This is a genomic window from Actinacidiphila glaucinigra (assembly GCF_035918135.1).
Lineage (GTDB): Bacteria > Actinomycetota > Actinomycetes > Streptomycetales > Streptomycetaceae > Actinacidiphila > Actinacidiphila glaucinigra.
In genome coordinates this window covers 5,524,593-5,543,731 of the sequence record NZ_CP109144.1, presented here as the reverse complement: position 1 = coordinate 5,543,731, position 19,139 = coordinate 5,524,593, and the positions used below count along the sequence as shown (strand labels likewise).

Genomic DNA, 19,139 nt, shown 5'->3' with positions numbered 1-19,139 from the left:
CGTCGTGTTCGACGTGCGCGTCAGACCTTGACGACGACGGTCTTGGCCGCCTTGTCGTGCCAGCACTGGCGGTACGGCTTGTCCCACAGGTGCCACAGGGCGTTGAGCAGCGGCACAACGAAGCCCACGCAGGGGATCACGTTGCCGACGACGCTCGCACCCGCGTACGTACCGGCGCGGGCCCAGGCCGCGTTGCCCGGGACGCCGCCGTCGGCAAGCCGCGCCACGCGGATTTTCATGACCTTCTTGCCGATGGTCTGGCCGCTGGACTTCAGCATCAGCGCTTCGTAGAGGAAGCTGGCGATGCCGACGAGGAGCGACACCACCGCGACCTTGCCAAGGTCGTCGGGGTCGGTGAACGACGCGCCGAAGACCGCGAACAGGACGAACGCGAGGACGAGGAAGATCACCCCGTCGATGAGCCGCGCGACGAAGCGCTGGCCGCTGCCGGCCAGCGGGGGCATGCCCGCCAGGGCCGGGTCCATGGGCATCTGGCCGTAGCCGGGCCCCTGCTGCGGATAGGCGTAGGGCTGCTGCTGCGGGAACGGCTGCTGCTCGTAAGGGTTCTGGCCCTGGGGCTGCTGCTGCCCGTACGGCTGCTGGCCGTACGGGTTCTGGTCCCCCGAGCCGCCCTGCGGGTAACCGTAGCCAGGCGGTTGATTCGAACTCATGGAGTGAGTAAATCAGCCGGGCATGACGGCGCATAGACGCCGATGGTCACGGCCCTGCGACGATCACCCCACAGTGTGCCTTACTCCACCGAAACCACCACGGTTTGCCCTGCTTTGTCGTGAAGGCACTGGCGATAGGGCTTGTCCCAGGTGCACCAGAGCACCTCGATGATCCAGAAGATCTCACCGCAGCACGGGATGATCGGGACCAGGGAGTAGACCGACTCCCGCTTCAGTGCCGCCGGGGTCGTCGGGTTGGTGCCGTCGGTGAGCATGCCGACGCGCACCCTGAGGAGCTTCTTGCCGAGGCTCTGCCCGTACCGGGTGAGCATGAACACCTGGTAGGCCAGGTAGATCACGGCGTAGATCACGCCCTGGGAGAACAGCGCGCCGGTGGCGTTGTAGTCGTAGTTCCAGATCAGCCCGGTGAGGCCGTAGACCGGGATGCCGATGATCAGCCCGTCGACGATGCGCGCGACCAGCCTGCGCCCCCGGTTCGCCAGCGGGGGCATTCCCGCCAGGGGATCGGGCTCGCCCGCCCCGTAGGGGCCGCTCGCATACGGACCGCCCGCATACGGGTCGCCGCCGCCGTAGCCCGGGGGCGGCTGGTCGTAGGGCGAGCCGCCGGGCGGGGGCTGGTGCGGGGGCGGCGGGTACGGCTGCCCGCCGGGCGGCGGTGACTGCCCGGGCGGCGGCTGCGCGGGCCCGGACGGCTCCCGGGGCGGCTTGGCGAACGGGTCCTCGGGCTGGTCGGTGCTCATGCCCCGAGTGAAACCCGGACGATTCGGCCGCGCCTCCGGCGGGGGCCGTTCGGGTGTCAGCGCTCGCGGGCCACGAAGGTGCGCGCAGCCTTGTCGTGCCAGCACTGCCGCCACGGCCGGTCGAAGAGGCACCACATCAGCCCGAGGAAGCCGATCACGAGCACGTCCAGCACCGTGTGGGTGAGCCAGCGGCGCAGCGCCTGCCCGAAGCCGGGCTCGTACTGGCTCTCGATGTCCAGCACGCGCAGGCCGAGCAGCTTCTTGCCGAGGGTGCGGCCCCACTTGGCGGTGGGCAGGACCTCGTACAGCAGCCCGGTGACGAGCACGACGGCCGCCACGATGCCCAGTTGCACACCCGTCGTGCCGTCGACCAGCCAGACCGTCACCTCCTCGCCGGTCAGCCGGGCGGCGTCCACCTTGTCGCGCAGGTGCTCGTACGCCGCCGTCCCCAGCGGCACCGCGGCCGCCGCGACGACCGCGCCCATGACGACGGTGTCGACCAGCCGGGCCACCAGCCGCTTCCCCGGCGAGGCGGGGCGCGCCTGTTCCTGCGCGGAGGCGAACGGGTCGTCGGCGACCGGCCGCCACGGCGCGGGCGCGCCGCCCTCACCGCCCTGCGACGGGACCTGACGGGCCAGGTCGTGCACCTGCTGCGCCCACGGGACGGGCGCGGACTGCTGCCCGGGCACGGCGCTTTCGGTCGGCGCGGACGCGGTGGCAGCGGCCGCCGGCGCGGTGGCCGCGCGGGCGGGGGCGGGGGCGGGCGCGGGAGCCGGCGAGGGAGCGGGGGCGGGGGTCCGTGCCGGGGCCGGAGCGGGGGCGGCGGCCTGCGCCGGTGCGGCAGGCTGCCCCCCGCGTTCGGGGGTGCCCCACGACACGCGGGGCGAGGGGTCCTGCCGGGCCGGGTCGGCGGCCCACGCCCGCTCCGGGGCGGGCTCCGCACGGAACTCCTGACGCGGCTCCCGCGGTTGCGCCTGCTGTGCCTGCAGCCCGGTGACGGTCTCGGGTCCGCGTTCGGCCCGCGGCGCCCGCGGGTCCTCGTCCAGGAACATCGGCCCGGACTCCTCCAGCGCCGGGGTCCGCGGTGTCGCGGCCGCCTCGGGGGCCTCCGGCACGGGGGGCGCGGGCGGCGGCGCCAGCGCGGGCCCGGCCGCGGCCACGGCGGCACCGGACGGCGGCGCGAGGTCCTCCCCGGGCTGCGGCGCGGGACGGCTCGTGCCGGGCACCCACGAGGAGCCGTTCCAGTACCGGATGTAGCCCGGGATGGACGGGTCCGGGTAGTACCCGGGACCGGGCAGACTCCCGCCGCTGCTACCGGAGGTCATCCGTGACAACTCCCCTCACGACCGACACGCTCGACCAGCCCGCCGTCCCCCGGCGTGCAAGGAGGACACTAACGAAGAACGCGTCGGGCGGACGAAAGAAACGATCCATGGGCGAGGATCGGCATTCCGGGGCAAATCCCGGCTACCGAACCGATACGCTTCCGAACTGACACCGCCTCGGACGGACGGGGACGTGCGCGCCGCGGAGCCGTGGGCGCGGCGGGGGCGGGAACGGGAAGGGGAGGACCGTCGCACGACCGGACGCACCCCCAGTCGGGGCGGACGGCGACGTTCCGTGTGTACCGCATCCATCTCGCGTGTGCCGGGCCTTCGGGAAAAGTCCTCCCGATCCCCGGAACCCGCGTAATGGTGAAGGCCGCATGCGCTCTCTCCCGGTGCGGGCCCCGCGCAGCACCCGCCGCGCAGCACCGCCAGGGGCCTTCGCGCCGAGGAAAGGACGACGAGATGCACACCGTGGTCGAACGCGAGCTGGAGATGCACCTGGTGCTGTCGCCCGAGCGCAGTGTCGCCGTCCCGGCCAGGCTGGTCTACCGGTCGGCGGATCCCTTCGCCGTGCACATCACCTTCCACATCGGCTCGGACTGCCCCGTCAACTGGACCTTCGCCCGGGAGCTGCTGGTCGAGGGGGTGTTCCGGCCGAGCGGGCACGGTGACGTGCGGATCTGGCCGACCAAGACGGACGGGCGGAGCGTGATCTGCATGGCCCTCAGCTCGCCGGACGGCACCGCCCTGCTGGAGGCGTCCTCGCACCCGGTGGCGGCGTGGCTGGAGCGCACGCTGCGGGCGGTTCCGCCGGGGACGGAGCTGGACCACCTGTCCATGGACGAGCGGCTGGACGAGCTGCTGGCCCCGGCCGCCGGCGAGGGCGCGCGCGACGAGCGCCGCACGCGCGACCCCTGGCACGGCTCCGACGAGCCGCCGGACGCCTGAGGCGACGGCCCGCGGGGCCCGGCGACCGGAGCCGGGGCTCAGAACACCTTGCCCGGGTTGAGGATGCCGAGCGGGTCGAAGACTGCCTTGATGCCGCGCTGCATCTCCATGCCCACCGGGCCGAGTTCGCGCGCCAGCCACTCCTTCTTCAGGACCCCCACGCCGTGCTCCCCGGTGATCGTGCCGCCGAGCTCCAGGCCGAGCGCCATGATCTCGTCGAAGGACTCGCGGGCCCGTCCGGACTCCTCGGGATCGGCGGCGTCGAAGCACACCACCGGGTGGGTGTTGCCGTCCCCGGCGTGCGCGCACACGCCGATCGTCAGGTCGTGCTTGCGGGCGATCGCCGCGACCCCGTCGAGCATCGCGGCGAGCCTGCCGCGCGGCACGCACACGTCGTCGATCATCGTGGCCGTGGAGACCCGTTCCAGTGCGGGAAGCGCCATCCGCCGTGCCTGCAGCAGCATTTCGGACTCCGCCGCGTCCTCGGCGGGCACCACCTGCGTCGCCCCGGCGGCGGTGCACAGCTCCCCCACCGCGGCCAGGTCGGCGGCCGGGTCGGGGGTGTCGAAGGCCGCGAGCAGCAGCGCCTCGGTGGACTCGGGCAGTCCCATGCTGGTCATCTCGTTGACCGCGCGCACGGTGGTGCCGTCCATCAGTTCCAGCAGCGAGGGCACATGGCCGCCGGCCATGATGTCGCAGACCGCCGCGCAGGCCGCCTCGGCCGAGCCGAACTCCGCCACCAGCGCCAACTGGGCGGGCGGCGCGGGCTTGAGCGCCAGCACGGCCCGCACCACGATGCCGAGGCTGCCCTCGGAGCCGACGAACAGCCGGGTCAGGTCGTAGCCGGCCACGCCCTTGGCGGTGCGGCGGCCGGTGCGCAGCAGCCGCCCGTCTGCCAGGACGACCTCCAGGCCGAGCACGTACTCGGCGGTGACCCCGTACTTGACGCAGCACAGGCCGCCGGAGCCGGTGCCGATGTTGCCGCCGATGGTGCACTGCTCCCAGCTGGAAGGGTCCGGCGGGTAGTACAGGCCCCGCTCGGCGACGGCTCGGGACAGGGCGGCGTTGACGACGCCCGGCTCGACGACGGCGACGCGGTCGACGGGGTCGATCTCCAGGATGCGGTCCATCTTGGTCAGGGAGAGCACGATGCAGCCGTCGGAGGCGTTGGCGGCGCCCGACAGGCCGGTACGGGCCCCTTGCGGCACGACGGGCACCCGCAGCGCCGTGGCGGTCCGCATGACGTGCCGGACCTGCTCCACGGTGCGCGGCAGGACGACCACCGCGGGCGCTCCGGCCGGGCAGAAGCTGGCCATGTCGTTGGCGTAGGAGGCGGTGACGTCGGGATCGGCGAGGATGGCCTCGTCGGGGAGTCCGGCGCGCAGCCGGTCGATGAGATCGCCCATGGGTCCAGCTTCGCACCGCGCCGCCGCCCGGGGAAGATCACGTCACCGCGCGGCTCGCGGCGTTCCGGGTGTCCGTACGGATGGTGGGGCCCGGACGGTCGTGACGGCCCTGCGGAAATCCCGGGTCGTCTTCCGACGGCGGCCGGCACCGGTCCACGCCCCTCCCCCGTGGAGGCATGGTCCGGCGCCGGAGTCCGCGGCGGTGGCGATCAGAGGTTGCCGCGACGCTCCTGCTCGCGCTCGATCGCTTCGAAGAGCGCCTTGAAGTTGCCCTTGCCGAAGCCCATCGAACCGTGTCGCTCGATCATTTCGAAGAAGACGGTCGGGCGATCCTGGACAGGCTTGGTGAAGATCTGCAGCAGGTAGCCGTCTTCGTCCCGGTCTGCCAGGATCTTCAACTCACGCAGGGTGTCGATCGGGACACGGGTGTCGCCGACCCACTCGCCGAGGGTGTCGTAGTACGAGTCGGGGGTGTCGAGGAACTCGACGCCCGCGGCGCGCATGGCACGGACCGAGGCGACGATGTCGTTGGTGGCGAGGGCGATGTGCTGGACGCCCGGGCCGCCGTAGAACTCCAGATACTCGTCGATCTGGGACTTCTTCTTGGCGATCGCGGGCTCGTTGATGGGGAACTTGACCTTCAGCGTGCCGTCCGCGACGACCTTGGACATCAGGGCCGAGTACTCGGTGGCGATGTCGTCACCGACGAACTCCTTCATGTTGGTGAAGCCCATGACGCGGTTGTAGAAGGTCACCCAGTCGTTCATCCTGCCGAGCTCGACGTTGCCGACGCAGTGGTCGATCGCCTGGAAGAACCGCTTGGCCGGCGGCTCCACGATCGGCTCGGCGGCGACGTAGCCGGGCAGGTACGGGCCCTTGTAGGCGCCGCGCTCGACCAGGGTGTGGCGGGTCTGGCCGTAGGTGGCGATGGCGGCCAGCACGACGGTGCCGTACTCGTCGCCGGCCTCGTGGGGCTCCTCCAGGCCGGTGGCGCCGTGCGCGAGGGCGTAGTCGTATGCGGCGCGGACGTCGGGCACCTCCAGGGCCAGGTCCACGACGCCGTCGCCGTGGGCGGCGACGTGCTCCTCGAGGAAGCGGCCGTGGTCGGTGGCGGCCCTGACGACGGAGGTGAAGACGAAGCGGGCGCTCCCGGACTCCAGGACGTAGGACGCGGTCTCGCGGCTGCCGTTCTCCGGTCCGGAGTAGGCCACGCGCTTCATGCCGAACGCGGTCGAGTAATAGTGGGCGGCCTGCTTGGCGTTGCCCACCGCGAAGACGACCGCGTCCATTCCCTTGACCGGGAACGGGTCCGCGTCGCCGGGGGTGGGGGAAGTGTGATCCAGGGTCTCAGTCATGGCAGCAGCCTCGCCCGGCACCTCAAGGTGCGCAATAGTTTCCTGATCGACTGGGCACTCTGTACAGCGTGACCGCGAAAACAGGCGGCATTCTGTGCACGGTGACCACCGTCACAGGAGGGACTGGGGTGCCATGGGGATCGACCGGCTGGACGGACGGCTGATCAAGCTGCTCGCCGAGGAGCCGCGGATCGGCGTGCTGGAGGCCTCGCGCCGCCTGGGGGTGGCGCGCGGGACCGTGCAGGCACGGCTGGACCGGCTTCAGGCCAATGGGGTGATCCGCGGCTTCGGGCCGCAGGTGGACCCGGCCGCGCTGGGCTACCCGGTGACGGCCTTCGCGACGCTGGAGATCAAGCAGGGGCAAGGCCAGGACGTACGCGCGCACTTGGCCGGCGTCCCGGAGGTGCTGGAACTGCACACCACGACCGGGCAGGGGGACATGCTGTGCCGGCTGGTGGCCCGCTCGAACGCCGATCTCCAACGTGTGATCGACCGGGTTGTGGGCTTTGATGGCATCGTGCGGGCCTCCACGGCGATCGTCATGGAGAACCCGGTCCCGTTGCGGATCATCCCGCTGGTCGAGCAGGCGGCACAGGACGCGGACACATAGCCGAGGGACGGCAGGGGTGATGCCGGGTGAGCTTCTGGGAGTACCTCGCCAGCCGGCACGAGCAGCTGCTGATCGACACGTACCAGCAGGCCAGCCTGGTCTTCCAGTGCATGGTGCTGGCGACCGCGATCGGGGTGGCGATCGGGGTGCTCTCCTACCGGCGCGACTGGGCCGCGGCCCTGGCCGTCACCTCCACCGCGACGGTCCTCACCATCCCCTCCCTGGCGCTGATCGGCCTGCTCATCCCCTGGCTGGGGCTCGGCGTCCCCCCGACGGTGACGGCGCTGACGCTGTACGGGCTGCTGCCGGTGGTCCGCAACGCGATCGTGGGGCTGCGCGGGGTGGACCCGGCGCTGGTCGACGCGGCCCGCGGCATCGGCATGTCCCGGACGGCGGCCCTGGCGCGGGTCGAGCTGCCGCTGGCGTGGCCGCCGATCCTGACCGGCATCCGGGTCGCGACGCAGATGCTGATGGGCATCGCGGCGATCGCGGCGTACGCCTCCGGGCCGGGGCTCGGCAACGAGATCTTCCGCGGGATCGCCTCCCTGGGCAGCGCCAACGCGCTCAACCAGGTGCTGGCCGGGACGATCGGCATCGTCGTCCTGGCGCTGCTCTTCGACGCCTGCTACGTGCTGCTCGGGCGGCTCACCATTCCCCGGGGGATCCGTGGCTGAGGCATCGGGCGCGACCATCGAACTGGAGCAGCTGACCAAGCGCTACCCGGGCAGCGCGGACCCGGCCGTGGACGGTGTGAGCATGGAGATCGGGGCCGGCGAGACGGTGATCTTCGTCGGGCCCTCCGGGTGCGGGAAGTCCACCACGCTGAAGATGATCAACCGGCTGATCGAGCCGACCTCCGGCCGCATCCGCATCGGCGGCGAGGACGTCACCCACATGGACCCGGTCAAGCTGCGCCGCAAGATCGGCTACGCGATCCAGTCCTCCGGGCTGTTCCCGCACATGACGGTGGCCGAGAACATCGCCCTCGTCCCCCGGATGGTGGGCTGGTCCAGGGCGCGGGTCCGGGACCGCGTCGAGGAGATGCTGGACCTGGTGGGGCTGGACCCGCGGGAGTTCCGGGGCCGCTACCCGCGCCAGCTGTCGGGCGGTCAGCAGCAGCGCGTCGGGGTGGCACGCGCGCTGGCGGCCGACCCCCCGGTGCTGCTGATGGACGAGCCCTTCGGCGCCGTCGACCCGATCACCCGTGACCACCTCCAGGACGAACTGATCAGGCTGCAGCACGAACTGCACAAGACGATCGTCTTCGTCACCCATGACTTCGACGAGGCGATCAAGCTCGGGGACCGCATCGCGGTGCTGCGGGAGCGCTCGCACATCGCCCAGTTCGACACCCCCGAGGCGATCCTGACCAATCCGGCCGACGACTTCGTCTCCGGTTTCGTCGGCGCCGGCGCCGCCCTGAAGCGGCTCAACCTGACCCGGGTGCGGGACGTGGGCGTCGCCGACTTCCCGACGGTGCGCCTGGACGACCCCCTGCAGTCGATCTTCGACCGGCTGCGGGAGGCGACCACGACCAACGAACTGCTGCTGCTGGACCGCAGGGGCCGCCCCTACAAGTGGCTGCGGCGCGGCGACCTGATGCGCGCCAAGGGCTCGCTCGCCCGCGCCGGGACGCTGGTGGGCGACACCGTGACCCGGGACGCGACCCTGCGGGACGCCCTGGAGGCGGTGCTCACCGACAGCAGCGGACGGGTCGCGGTGACCGGCCGGCGCGGCGAGTTCACCGGGGTGGTGGACATGGAGACGCTGCTCAACTCGGTGCACGAACTGCTGGAGGAGGACCGGCTGGCGGCCCTGGAGCACCGGCACGATCTGGAGGAGCTGCGCGCCCCGCAGACCCGGGCCGAGCAGGAGGGCGCCGACCACGAACCGGGGGAGCGGGCATGAGCGCCGGCGCCGGACCGCCGGGCGGGACGGGCGGCCCCGGCGGTCCCGCGGCGGCTCCCGGGTCCGGGCGCGGCCCGGCCGGCCCGGAGGAACCCGCGGACGGCGGGGGCCCCGGCGGCCGGCCCGCCGCGCGGCCGACCGCCGGGACGCCGGGACGCCGGCTGACCTGGCGCAGGCTGCTGGTCACCCCGGTCGTGCTCGCCCTCGTCCTGCTCGCCACCTATCTGTGGATCACCGGCATCACCCTCGACTCCATCGCCGAGAACGCCCTCGTCGGCGACACCGTCCGGGTGCGGCTGTGGCAGCACGTCAAGCTCACCGCGATCTCCACGTTCTGGGTGCTGGTCATCGCCGTCCCGCTCGGCGTCGCGCTGACCCGGCGGCGGTTGCGTCCGGCCGCGCCGGTGGTGACGGCGATCGCCAACATCGGACAGGCCACGCCCGCCATCGGGATGCTGGCGCTGCTGGTCGTCTGGCTGGGCATCGGACCCGGTACGGCGCTGGTCGGCATGGTGGTCTACGCGGTGCTGCCGGTGCTGTCCAACACCATGGCGGGACTGCGGGCCATCGACCCCACCCTGATCGAGGCCTCGCGCGGCATCGGGATGTCGGCGGCCGGGACGCTGTCGCGGATCGAACTCCCGCTGGCCGTACCGCTGATCCTGGCGGGCGTGCGCACCGCGCTCGTGCTGAACGTGGGCACCGCCACGCTCGCCACCTTCGTCGGCGGCGGCGGGCTCGGCGACATCATCACCACCGGGATCGTCACGCAGCGCATGCCGGTGCTCGTGCTGGGTTCGGTGCTCACCGTGGTGCTGGCCCTGCTGGTGGACTGGCTGGCGTCGCTGGCCGAGCAGTTGCTGCGTCCGCACGGCCTGGAGACGGGCTGATGCGCCGCCGGGTCCTGGCGGCGGGCCTCCTGGTGCTGCTCGCCTGCGCCCCGGGCTGCGGGCTCAAGAGCGGCAGCCCGCTCGTCGACGACGTGCGCCCCGGCTCCCTGGGAAGGGGACTGCCCCTCAAGGGCGCCTCGCTCACGGTGACGTCCAAGAGCTTCAGCGAGCAGATCATCCTGGGCTCGATGATCGGCCTGGTCTTCAAGGCGGCCGGCGCCGAGGTGCTGGACCGCACCAACATCCAGGGCTCCATCGGCGCGCGCGAGGCGATCAAGTCCGGTGCGGCGGACGCCATGTACGAATACACGGGCACCGCCTGGATCACCTATCTGGGCAACGACAAGCCCATCGCCGACCCGGTGGAGCAGTGGCGGGCCGTCCGGGACGCCGACCGGCGCAACGGCATCACCTGGCTGCGGCCGTCCACCCTGGACAACACCTACGCCCTGGCCATCAGCCCGGAGAAGAACCGCCCGTACGGGCTGCGGACACTGTCCGACGTGGCCGCCCTGTCGAGGAAGGACCCCGAGGCCGTCACCCTCTGCGTGGAGAACGAGTTCGCCTCGCGGGACGACGGCCTGCCCGGCATGGCGAAGGCGTACGGCATGGACCTGCCCTCCTCCAACATCCGCAAGATGGACACCGGGATCATCTACACCCAGATCGCCAAGCCGGGTTCGTGCCTGCTCGGCGAGGTCTACACGACCGACGGCCGGATCGCCTCCCTCGGCCTGGAGGTGATGGAGGACGACAAGCACTTCTTCCCGAACTACGACGCCGCCCCCGTCGTCAACAGCAAGGCGCTGGAGCGCTGGCCGGCCATCCGCGGACTGCTCGACCCGCTGTCCGCGAAGCTGACCACCGATGTCGGCCGGGAGCTCAACGCCAAGGTCGACGTGAAGGGCGAGGACCCGCACGAGGTCGCCAAGGAGTGGCTGGTGGAGGAGGGCTTCATCACGGCGGGCTGAGCGGCGCGGGAGTGCCGCCGGAGTATCGCCGCGTTCCATGCAAAGAAAGCGTTGCAAAGAAGCCTTTGCACCCTCTACGGTGAACCCGTGCCTGACGAACCCACCGCCGGCGCGCCCGACCCGGGCGTCATCAGCCTCGACCCGCGGACCCTGCGCGGCCTCGCCCACCCCCTGCGCATCCGGCTGCTCGCCGCGTTGCGCGAGTACGGGCCGGCCACCGCCTCGGGTCTGGCGGCCCGGCTCGGCGAATCGAGCGGCGCCACCAGCTACCACCTGCGGCAGCTGGCGGCGTACGGGTTCGTGGAGGAGGACCCGGGGCGCGGCACCGCCCGCGAGCGCTGGTGGAAGGCCGCGCACAGCGGCACGCACTTCGACGCCGCGGGCTTCCTCGGCCACGCCGACCCCGAAGTGCGCGCCGCGATCGGCCTGTTCGGCCGGGAGGTCGCCGCGGTCCACGCGGCGGAGCTGGAGACCTGGCTCGCCACCGTCGGCGACTGGCCCGAGGAGTGGCGCCGCAGCTTCGACCTCAGCGACTTCGCCCTGCGGCTCACCCCGGCCGGGGCCCGCGCCCTGCGCGAGGAACTCCACGCAGTGGTGGAGCGCTACCGGGACCGGCAGGGCGCGGAGCCGGAGAACGCCGGGGACACGGCGGAGGCCGGGGAGACCGCGCACGTCCACGTCCACCTGCACACCTTTCCGCGCGCCGCGGACTGACCGCACCGACCACGGGGGACACACATGGAGACCGGAACCGGCATATCCGGCGGCACCGAGCGGGCCACGGAGCCCGTCCCGGCACCCGATCCACGGCCGCTGCGGCTGGTACTGGCCGCCAACGTGGTGTCGATCAGCGGCAATTCACTCACCGTGCTCGCCGTTCCGTGGTTCGTGCTGCAGACCACCGGCAGCGCCGCCCGCGCGGGTCTGGCGGCCTTCTGCGCGACCCTGCCGGTCGTGGTCTCCGCGCTCTTCGGCGGCCCGGTCATCGACCGCTTCGGGCGGCGCAGGTCCTCGGTCCTGTCGGACGCGGTGTGCGCGGTGGCCGTCGTGGCGATCCCGCTGCTCCACTTCGCGGGCGTGCTGCGGTTCTGGCAGCTGTGCGCGCTGATGGCCGTCAGCGGGCTCTTCCACGGCCCCGGCGAGACCGCGCGCGAGGTGCTGCTGCCCGTACTGGCCGAGCGGGCGGGGACACCGCTGGCGCGCGCCGCGGGGTACTTCGACGGCGCCTCGCGCGGCGCCCGGATGCTCGGCGCCTCGGCCGCCGGCGTGCTCATCGCCGTCCTGGGCGCGGAAACGGTACTGCTGCTGGACGCCGCGACCTTCGCCGTCTCCGCGCTGCTGATCGCCTTCGGCGTCCGCGGGCTGGCGGGCGCCGAACCCGCCAAGAACGCGGCACCGGTCTCCCTGCGCACCTACCGGGCCGAACTACGCGAGGGCTATGCCTTCCTGATCCGCTCCCGGCTGCTGCTCGCCATCACCTTGATGGTCATGGTCACCAACGGCCTCGACGCGGGGTGGAGTTCGGTGCTGCTGCCCGTGCACGCCGAGCGGGAGCTCGGCGGCTCCGTCCAACTCGGACTGCTGTCAGGCCTCTTCGGGGCCGGCGCACTCGCCGGGGCGCTGCTGTACGGGGCGCTGGGCCACCGCCTGCCGCGCTGGCCGGTCTACACACTGTGCTTCCTGCTGTGCGGCGCGCCCCGGTTCCTGGTCGCCGCGTGGGCGCCCGGGTGGGGCGCCCTGGCGGTCACCATGGTGGCGGGCGGCGTCGCGGCGGGGGCGCTCAACCCCATCCTGGCGACGGTGACCTTCGAGCACGTACCGGACGAGCTGCGCAGCCGTGTCCTGGGCACCCTGGGCGCGGGGGTGCTGCTGACCACCCCCGTGGGCGGCCTGGCCGCGGGCTACCTGGTGGACGGCGCGGGGCTGACCACGGCGCTGCTGACGGCGGGCGGCGCGTACCTCCTGGCGACGCTGTGCCCGCTGGTCTTCCCCTCCTGGCGCCGCATGGACGAACGGCCGACCCCGGCGGCGGGCACCTAGCAGCTGGGGACCTTGCCGCCGCTGTCGAGGGCGACCAGCGCGTCGATCGCGCCGTCGAGGGTGGTGACGGGCACCAGCCGGAGCCCCTTGGGGAGTTCGGCCCTGGCGTCGGCGCACTCCGCCTTCGGGACGAGGAAGACGGTCGCGCCGTCGCGCCGGGCGGCCTGCTCCTTGAGCGGGACGCCGCCGACCGGGCCGACCTTGCCGCCGGCCGTGATCGTCCCCGTACCGGCGATCCTGCGGCCGCCGGTGAGGTCGCCGCCGCGGCCGTTGCCCTCGATCTTGTCGACGATGCCCAGGCTGAACATCAGGCCGGCGCTGGGCCCGCCGACGTCCGCGAGGTGCAGGGTGACCTCGACGTCCGAGGGGGACAGCCGCAGCTGCCGCAGGGCCGCGGCGGTGGCGTCCTGCTGGGACTCGGTCATCTCCGCCTGGTTGTGCTGCTCGATCTCCTTGACGGTGCCGCCCGTCGGGTAGACCGCGTCCCTCGGCATCACGGCCTGGTCCGTGGCGAACCAGGCCTTCAGGACGTCACCGAAGCGGACGACCGTGTCCGGGTTGGTCGCCGCGATGGTCGTCATCCGCAACTGCCCCGAGGTGTCGCGGGTCTCCGTGCCGGCGACCGTGATCACCGGCTTGCCCTGGTCGTCGCCGAGGACGTCGGCCGTCAGCCCGGGCACGACGATCGAGATCGGCAGCGGCGCGAACAGGGCCACCGCCAGCAGCGCGGCCACGAGCGCGGCGCAGACGACGAGGATCCGGTTCCGGGCGGAGGCGAAAGGCATGGGGTGAATGTAGTTCACGGCGGCGGCCCGGCGGGCCGGGGCCCGGGGCACCCCGGCCCGGCACCGGCCCTCACCGCAGGGCGTCGGCGACCTCCAGCGCCGCCTCGACGACCCGGGGACCCACCCGTTCGGGTATCGCGTCGGCGAGCATCACCACGCCGACACTGCCCTCGATGCCCGGCACGCCCACCAGCGGGGCCGCCGCGCCGCTCGCCCCGGCCTCCAGCTCGCCGTGGGTGAGCACGTAGCCGGGGCCCTCGGAGCAGCGCGCATCGGGCTCGTACGGCTGCACGCTGCGCCCGGCGAGGATCGCCCGGCCCGCGGCGCCGCGGTCGAGGGAGTGCCGGAAGCCGGTGCGGTAGGCGACGTGGTAGTCGGTCCAGCTCGGTTCGACGACGGCCACGGCCAGCGCCTCGGTGCCGTCGACCAGGGTGAGGTGGGCGGTGGCGCCGATGTCCTCGGCGAGGGAGCGCAGGGCGGGGAGCGCGGCCTCGCGCAGGAGCGGGTGCACCTGGTGCGCCAGCCGCAGCACTCCGAGGCCGACCCGGGCGCGGCCGCCGAGGTCCCGGCGGACCAGGGAGTGCTGTTCCAGTGTCGCCAGAAGGCGGTAGACCACCGTACGGTTGACGCCCAGCTTCGCCGCCAGCTCCGTGACGGTCAGTCCGTGGTCGGTGTCGGCCAACAGCTTCAGGACCCGCAGGCCCCGATCGAGCGTCTGAGAGGTCTCCGCGGTCACGACGCCCCCCTCTCGTGGTGAGTGGCGGCTCATCTCTCACGGCGGGAGGACTGCCGGTCCCGCGGCAGAGCGCGGAGAGGCCACCGGTCTGGCGGTACCGGCCGGCGCCCCGAGGCTGCTCTGCCACGGCGCGTTGCGTGACCGGAACGGTAGCGATGCGTACCGCTCAGCGGAAGACTTCGTCCACAATCCGGTCACGCGACCGGGACAGTGGAGGTGTTCGGCGTAAATCTTCCGCCGAAACACATCTCTCGCCGCAAGATTCACATCACCCCTGACGGGCCATCAGCACCTGGCCCGGGCACCGCCGATGAGGGCGCGGCCGCCGCTCAGCGCATCCGGGTCGCCCACTCCTGGATCTTCTTGATGCGCTCGTTGAGCTGCCCCGCCGTCGCCTCCGCGCTCGGCGGACCGCCGCACACCCGTCGCAGCTCGTTGTGGATGACACCGTGCGGCTTGCCGCTCTGGTGGTTGTACGCGGAGACCATCGTGTTGAGCCGCTTGCGCAGCTCCAGCAGCTCCTTGTGCGTGACGATCGGCCGCCGCTCGGCGGGGAGTTCCAGCAGGTCCGCCTCGTCGTCCGGCTTCTTCCGGCTGTGCGCGATCTGCCGGGCCTGCCTCTTCTGCAGCAGCAGCTGCACCTGGTCCGGCTCCAGGAGGCCCGGAATGCCCAGGTAGTCCTGCTCCTCCGCGCTGCCCGGGTGCGCCTGCATGCCGAACTCGGCGCCGTCGTACAGCACCCGGTCGAAGACGGCGTCGGACTCCAGCGCCTCGAAGGGCAGCATGTCCTGCTCGCCGGTGTCCTCGTCCTGCTGCTTCTCGGCCTCCTCCAGCTCCTTCTCGGACTCCGCGTACGGGTCCTCCTCGCCCTCCTTCTTGGGCTTGTCGAGCGCGTGGTCGCGCTCCACCTCCATCTCGCCCGCGAAGTCCAGCAGCATGGGGATGGTCGGCAGGAAGACCGAGGCCGTCTCACCGCGCCTGCGGGACCGCACGAAACGGCCGACCGCCTGCGCGAAGAACAGCGGCGTGGAGATCGTCGTCGCGTAGACCCCGACCGCCAGCCGCGGGACGTCCACTCCCTCCGACACCATGCGGACCGCGACCATCCAGCGGTCCTCGCTCGCGCTGAACTCCTCGATCCGCGAGGACGCCCCGGTGTCGTCGGAGAGCACCACGGTCGCCTTGTGCCCCGTGATCTCCCGGATCAGCTTGGCGTACGCGCGGGCCGTGTCCTGGTCGGTGGCGATCACCAGGGCACCGGCGTCCGGGATGGACTTGCGGACCTCCGTCAGCCGCTGGTCGGCGGCGCGCAGCACGTTCGGGATCCACTCGCCGGTCGGCGCCAGCGCGGTCCGCCAGGCCTGGCTGACCGCGTCCCTGGTCATCGGCTCGCCGAGCCGCGCGGAGATCTCGTCGCCGGCCTTCGTGCGCCAGCGCATGTTGCCGCTGTAGGAGAGGAAGATCACAGGGCGCACGACGTTGTCGGCGAGCGCGTTGCCGTAGCCGTAGGTGTAGTCGGCCGAGGACCGGCGGATGCCGTCGTTGCCCTCCTCGTACGTCACGAACGGGATCGGGTTGGTGTCCGACCGGAACGGCGTCCCGGTCAGGGCCAGCCGCCTGGCCGCCGGCTCGAACGCCTCCAGGCACGCCTCGCCCCACGACCGGCTGTCGCCCGCGTGATGGATCTCGTCCAGGATCACCAGCGTCTTGCGCTGCTCGCAGCGGTTGCGGTGCAGCATCGGGCGTACGCCGACGCCCGCGTAGGTCACCGCGACCCCGTGGTAGTCCTTCCCGACCGGCCCCGCGCTGTACTCGGGGTCCAGCTTGATGCCTATCCGGGCCGCGGCCTCCGCCCACTGCTTCTTCAGGTGCTCGGTCGGGGCGACGACGGTGATCTGCTGCACGAGGTGGTTGTGGAGCAGGTACGAGGCCAGGGTGAGCGCGAACGTCGTCTTGCCGGCACCGGGCGTCGCGACGGCCAGGAAGTCACGCGGCTGCGTGGCGATGTACCGGTCCAGGGCACCCTGCTGCCAGGCGCGCAGCTTGCCGGCCGTGCCCCAGGGGGCGCGGCCGGGGAAGGCGGGCGACAGGTGGTGCGAGTGCGAGTTGCTGGCGCTGTGCGGGGCGGTGGTAGTCACGGTCTCCGGTGACGGGTCGGGTACGACAACCGTCACAGCCTACTGGGGTGGGGTCCGGGGTCGTGGTTGCGGCCGGTTGTCGTGTGCGGGTCCGTTGCGGTTGCGGGCCGGGTGCCCCGGGCTGCCCGGTTGTCGCGTGCGGGTCGTCTGCGCCTGCTGCCCGGGTGCCCCGGGCTGCCCGGTTGTCGTGTGCGGGTCGCCTGCGCCTGCGGCCCGCGTGCCCCGGGCTGCCCGGTTCTCGCGTGCGGGTCGCCTGCGCCTGCGGCCCGCGTGCCCCGGGCTGCCCGGTTCTCGCGTGCGGGTCGCCTGCGCCTGCGGCCCGCGTGCCCCGGGCTGCCCGGTTGTCGCGTGCGGGTCGTTGCGCCTGCGGCGGGCGGTTCTCCCGCCCGCCCTCCCGATTGCCCGGCGCGGTCAGTGACCGCCTCGCGCGTGCGTGGTGGGCCGGGGGCGGGGTCTCCGGGGCTGCACGTCCTGGACTGGGTTATTTACGTGCATGGCGGGCGGTCCAAGTCCGAGCCCCGGATGCCGCACACAAATATCCCGCAGCGTCCAGAACATCCACCCCTACGACCCCGCCCCCTCCCTATGACGGGGCGACTGACGGCCGGAGGGTGGTAGAGGGCGGTCCGGGGTTGCCGCACCGGTCACGTCCGTTGGAGTGGTGTATCGACGGCCACTCGGTGATCTCTTCTTTGAGGCTATGCGGTGAGTTCGGTGGGCAGGGCGGTGTCGTCGGTATCTGACTCGATCGGGTGGCGGCGGGCCTTGGCGAGGAGGTCGCGGCCCATGTAGCGGCGGGCTTCGGTCCACTCGTCGTTCTGCTCGGCCAGGACGGCGCCGACCAGGCGGATCACGGCGGTGCGGTCGGGGAAGATGCCGACCACGTCGGTGCGGCGGCGGATCTCCTTGTTCAGTCGTTCCTGCGGGTTGTTCGACCAGATCTGCCGCCAGATCTCGCGCGGGAAGGCGGCAAACGCCAGCAGGTCGTGGCGGGCGGCATCCAGGTGTTCGGCGGCCTTGGGAAACTTCGTTTCCAGGGTCTGGAGGACGTGCCGCATCTGGGCTTGGACGGCGTGGGCGTCGGGCTGTTCGAAGACCGTCCGCAGTAGCGTGGCCACCCATGGCTGGGCCGATTTCGGGACCTGGCTCAGCAGGTTGCGGGCGTAGTGGGTGCGGCAGCGCTGCCATGAGGCGCCGGGCAGGGTCGCGCCAATCGAGTCGACGAGGCCGGCGTGGGCGTCGGAGACGACGAGCTGGACGCCTTTCAGGCCGCGGGCGATGAGTGAGCGCAGGAACGCCAGCCAGCCGGCTCCGTCCTCGGCGGTGGCGACGTCCAGGCCGAGGATTTCGCGGTGGCCGTCGGCGTTGACGCCGACCGCGACCAGCGCGTGGACGTTGATGATGCGGCCGCCCTCGCGGACCTTCTGCGTCAGTGCGTCGACCCAGACGAACGGATACGGGCCGGCGTCCAGCGGCCGGTCACGGAACGCGGCCACCTGTTCGTCCAGGTGCTTGGCCATTGCGCTGACCTGGGACTTGCTCAACTGGGTGACGCCAAGGGATTCGGCGAGCTTCTCGACCCGACGGGTGGAGACCCCGAGCAGGTAGGCGGTGGCGACCACCGAGATCAGGGCCTGCTCGGCCCTGCGGCGTCGTTCCAGCAGCCAGTGCGGGAAGTAGCTGCCGCTGCGGAGCTTGGGGATGGCGAGCTCGACGGTGCCTGCCCTGGTGTCCCACTCGCGCGGGCGATATCCGTTGCGCTGGTTGACGCGTTCGTCGCTGACCTGCCCGTATTCGGCGTTGCAAAGGGCATCGGCCTCCGCGGACATGAGCGCGTCGGCGAACGTCTTGACCATAGCGCGCAGCAGATCGGGACTCGCCGCGGCAAGGTTCTCCTCGGCGAGGGCGTGCAGGGGCAGACTGTCAGGTGCGGTCATCGTGCTGATCTCCTTCGAGGCTTCGACACTTCGAAGATCAGCCGGTGGCCGTTTGTCTATGCGGGCACCAACCCGGACGCCGGAGCAAACCCCCGCATCAGGTCCAACCCGTTACACCACTTCCAAGGACGCAACCTGCCGCACCTGCCTCACTGAACGCCCACAGCCGTCAGACGCTCCGTGGGCCAGAGGGGCGGGTGCGCCCCCACACCGGCGCTCGCCGTGACGCAGACAACCCCTGCGGGAAGTGCCCCCGGCCACCGATGCGTGCACCCTTGCTCGGCCTCCGGCCGCACCCTGCCGAAGGCAGCACCCCGCGGTGCGGGGAAGGGCCCCCATCACCCCCCAACGGCCGTTGGCCGCTTACCAGAGGACAGGGGTGCGCCCCCACCCCCACGCCCGCCGTGCCCCCGGCCACCAGTGCTCGCACCCCTGCTCGGCCTCCGGCCGGGAGACCCCTGCTGGCGGCAGCACCCTGCGGTGCGGGGAGGGGCGCGCGCCCCATCACCCACCACCGGCCGTTGGTCGCCCAACGAAACGGAGGGGGCGGGGTCGTAGGGGTGGGCGTTCTGGACGCTGACGTGTATTTGTTGTGCGGCACAGACGGCAAGAACCTGGACCGCCCGCCATGCACATAAATATGCGGTACAGAATG

Annotated in this window: 17 protein-coding genes; 8 read left to right on the top strand and 9 right to left on the bottom strand. The window is 72.2% G+C overall.

Features of this window, described 5'->3' with window-relative positions:
- Positions 1 to 20: 20 nt before the first annotated feature.
- From OIE69_RS24855 to OIE69_RS24845, 3 genes are all read right to left on the bottom strand, one after another.
- Complete coding sequence (locus tag OIE69_RS24855) at positions 21 to 671, bottom strand: RDD family protein (protein WP_326575754.1); 651 nt, start codon at positions 669 to 671, stop codon at positions 21 to 23.
- Between the two features lie 80 nt (positions 672 to 751).
- Positions 752 to 1,432 carry an RDD family protein gene (locus tag OIE69_RS24850; protein ID WP_326575752.1) on the bottom strand — a complete coding sequence of 227 codons (681 nt, stop codon included), beginning with the start codon at positions 1,430 to 1,432 and terminating at the stop codon, positions 752 to 754.
- Between the two features lie 56 nt (positions 1,433 to 1,488).
- Positions 1,489 to 2,757 carry an RDD family protein gene (locus OIE69_RS24845; protein WP_326575750.1) on the bottom strand — a complete coding sequence of 423 codons (1,269 nt, stop codon included), beginning with the start codon at positions 2,755 to 2,757 and terminating at the stop codon, positions 1,489 to 1,491.
- Positions 2,758 to 3,222: 465 nt separating this feature from the next.
- On the opposite strand from OIE69_RS24845, the gene OIE69_RS24840 reads away from it, so the two are divergent.
- The gene (locus OIE69_RS24840) at positions 3,223 to 3,708 is read left to right on the top strand and encodes an SsgA family sporulation/cell division regulator (RefSeq protein ID WP_326575748.1); all 486 of its coding nucleotides are present in this window, start codon (positions 3,223 to 3,225) and stop codon (positions 3,706 to 3,708) included.
- A gap of 38 nt (positions 3,709 to 3,746) precedes the next feature.
- On the opposite strand, the gene OIE69_RS24835 is transcribed toward OIE69_RS24840, so the two are convergent.
- Complete coding sequence (locus tag OIE69_RS24835; protein WP_326575746.1) at positions 3,747 to 5,114, bottom strand: FAD-binding oxidoreductase; 1,368 nt, start codon at positions 5,112 to 5,114, stop codon at positions 3,747 to 3,749.
- 209 nt (positions 5,115 to 5,323) lie between these two features.
- Entirely contained in the window at positions 5,324 to 6,469 is a 1,146-nt protein-coding gene (hppD, locus tag OIE69_RS24830; protein ID WP_326575744.1) for a 4-hydroxyphenylpyruvate dioxygenase, read from the bottom strand.
- Positions 6,470 to 6,602: 133 nt separating this feature from the next.
- Between hppD and OIE69_RS24825 the strand changes: the two genes are divergently transcribed.
- The 7 genes from OIE69_RS24825 (at position 6,603) to OIE69_RS24795 (ending at position 12,888) form a co-directional block, all read left to right on the top strand.
- Positions 6,603 to 7,079: an Lrp/AsnC family transcriptional regulator gene (locus OIE69_RS24825; RefSeq protein WP_089225808.1), complete on the top strand. Its 477-nt coding sequence runs from the start codon at positions 6,603 to 6,605 to the stop codon at positions 7,077 to 7,079.
- Positions 7,080 to 7,105: 26 nt separating this feature from the next.
- On the top strand, positions 7,106 to 7,753 hold the full coding sequence (locus OIE69_RS24820; RefSeq protein WP_326575741.1) for an ABC transporter permease: 648 nt from the start codon (positions 7,106 to 7,108) through the stop codon (positions 7,751 to 7,753).
- The gene (locus OIE69_RS24815) at positions 7,746 to 8,987 is read left to right on the top strand and encodes a betaine/proline/choline family ABC transporter ATP-binding protein (protein WP_326575739.1); all 1,242 of its coding nucleotides are present in this window, start codon (positions 7,746 to 7,748) and stop codon (positions 8,985 to 8,987) included. The genes OIE69_RS24820 and OIE69_RS24815 overlap by 8 nt, the downstream gene beginning before the upstream one ends.
- Positions 8,984 to 9,877, top strand: coding sequence for an ABC transporter permease (locus OIE69_RS24810; RefSeq protein WP_326575737.1), 894 nt, complete (start codon positions 8,984 to 8,986; stop codon positions 9,875 to 9,877). Before OIE69_RS24815 ends, OIE69_RS24810 begins: the two co-directional genes overlap by 4 nt.
- A complete protein-coding gene (locus OIE69_RS24805) occupies positions 9,877 to 10,848 on the top strand; it encodes a glycine betaine ABC transporter substrate-binding protein (protein WP_326575735.1) in 972 nt (323 codons plus the stop codon). Before OIE69_RS24810 ends, OIE69_RS24805 begins: the two co-directional genes overlap by 1 nt.
- A gap of 87 nt (positions 10,849 to 10,935) precedes the next feature.
- Entirely contained in the window at positions 10,936 to 11,562 is a 627-nt protein-coding gene (locus OIE69_RS24800; protein ID WP_326575733.1) for a winged helix-turn-helix domain-containing protein, read from the top strand.
- Between the two features lie 24 nt (positions 11,563 to 11,586).
- Positions 11,587 to 12,888: an MFS transporter gene (locus tag OIE69_RS24795; RefSeq protein ID WP_326575731.1), complete on the top strand. Its 1,302-nt coding sequence runs from the start codon at positions 11,587 to 11,589 to the stop codon at positions 12,886 to 12,888.
- Here OIE69_RS24795 and OIE69_RS24790 read toward each other — a convergent pair.
- The 4 genes from OIE69_RS24790 to OIE69_RS24775 all read right to left on the bottom strand — a co-directional run bounded on the left by OIE69_RS24790 (position 12,885) and on the right by OIE69_RS24775 (position 18,484).
- Positions 12,885 to 13,673 carry a S16 family serine protease gene (locus tag OIE69_RS24790; RefSeq protein ID WP_326575729.1) on the bottom strand — a complete coding sequence of 263 codons (789 nt, stop codon included), beginning with the start codon at positions 13,671 to 13,673 and terminating at the stop codon, positions 12,885 to 12,887. The two genes, OIE69_RS24795 and OIE69_RS24790, sit on opposite strands and share 4 nt — an antisense overlap.
- Before the next feature lie 70 nt (positions 13,674 to 13,743).
- The gene (locus tag OIE69_RS24785) at positions 13,744 to 14,409 is read right to left on the bottom strand and encodes an IclR family transcriptional regulator (RefSeq protein WP_018564058.1); all 666 of its coding nucleotides are present in this window, start codon (positions 14,407 to 14,409) and stop codon (positions 13,744 to 13,746) included.
- A gap of 329 nt (positions 14,410 to 14,738) precedes the next feature.
- Positions 14,739 to 16,547, bottom strand: a complete 1,809-nt coding sequence (locus tag OIE69_RS24780) for a DEAD/DEAH box helicase (protein WP_326575726.1) — start codon at positions 16,545 to 16,547, stop codon at positions 14,739 to 14,741.
- Between the two features lie 698 nt (positions 16,548 to 17,245).
- Positions 17,246 to 18,484 (bottom strand): IS256 family transposase, encoded by a 1,239-nt coding sequence (locus OIE69_RS24775; protein ID WP_326575724.1) that lies wholly within the window; start codon positions 18,482 to 18,484, stop codon positions 17,246 to 17,248.
- Positions 18,485 to 19,139: the final 655 nt, after the last annotated feature.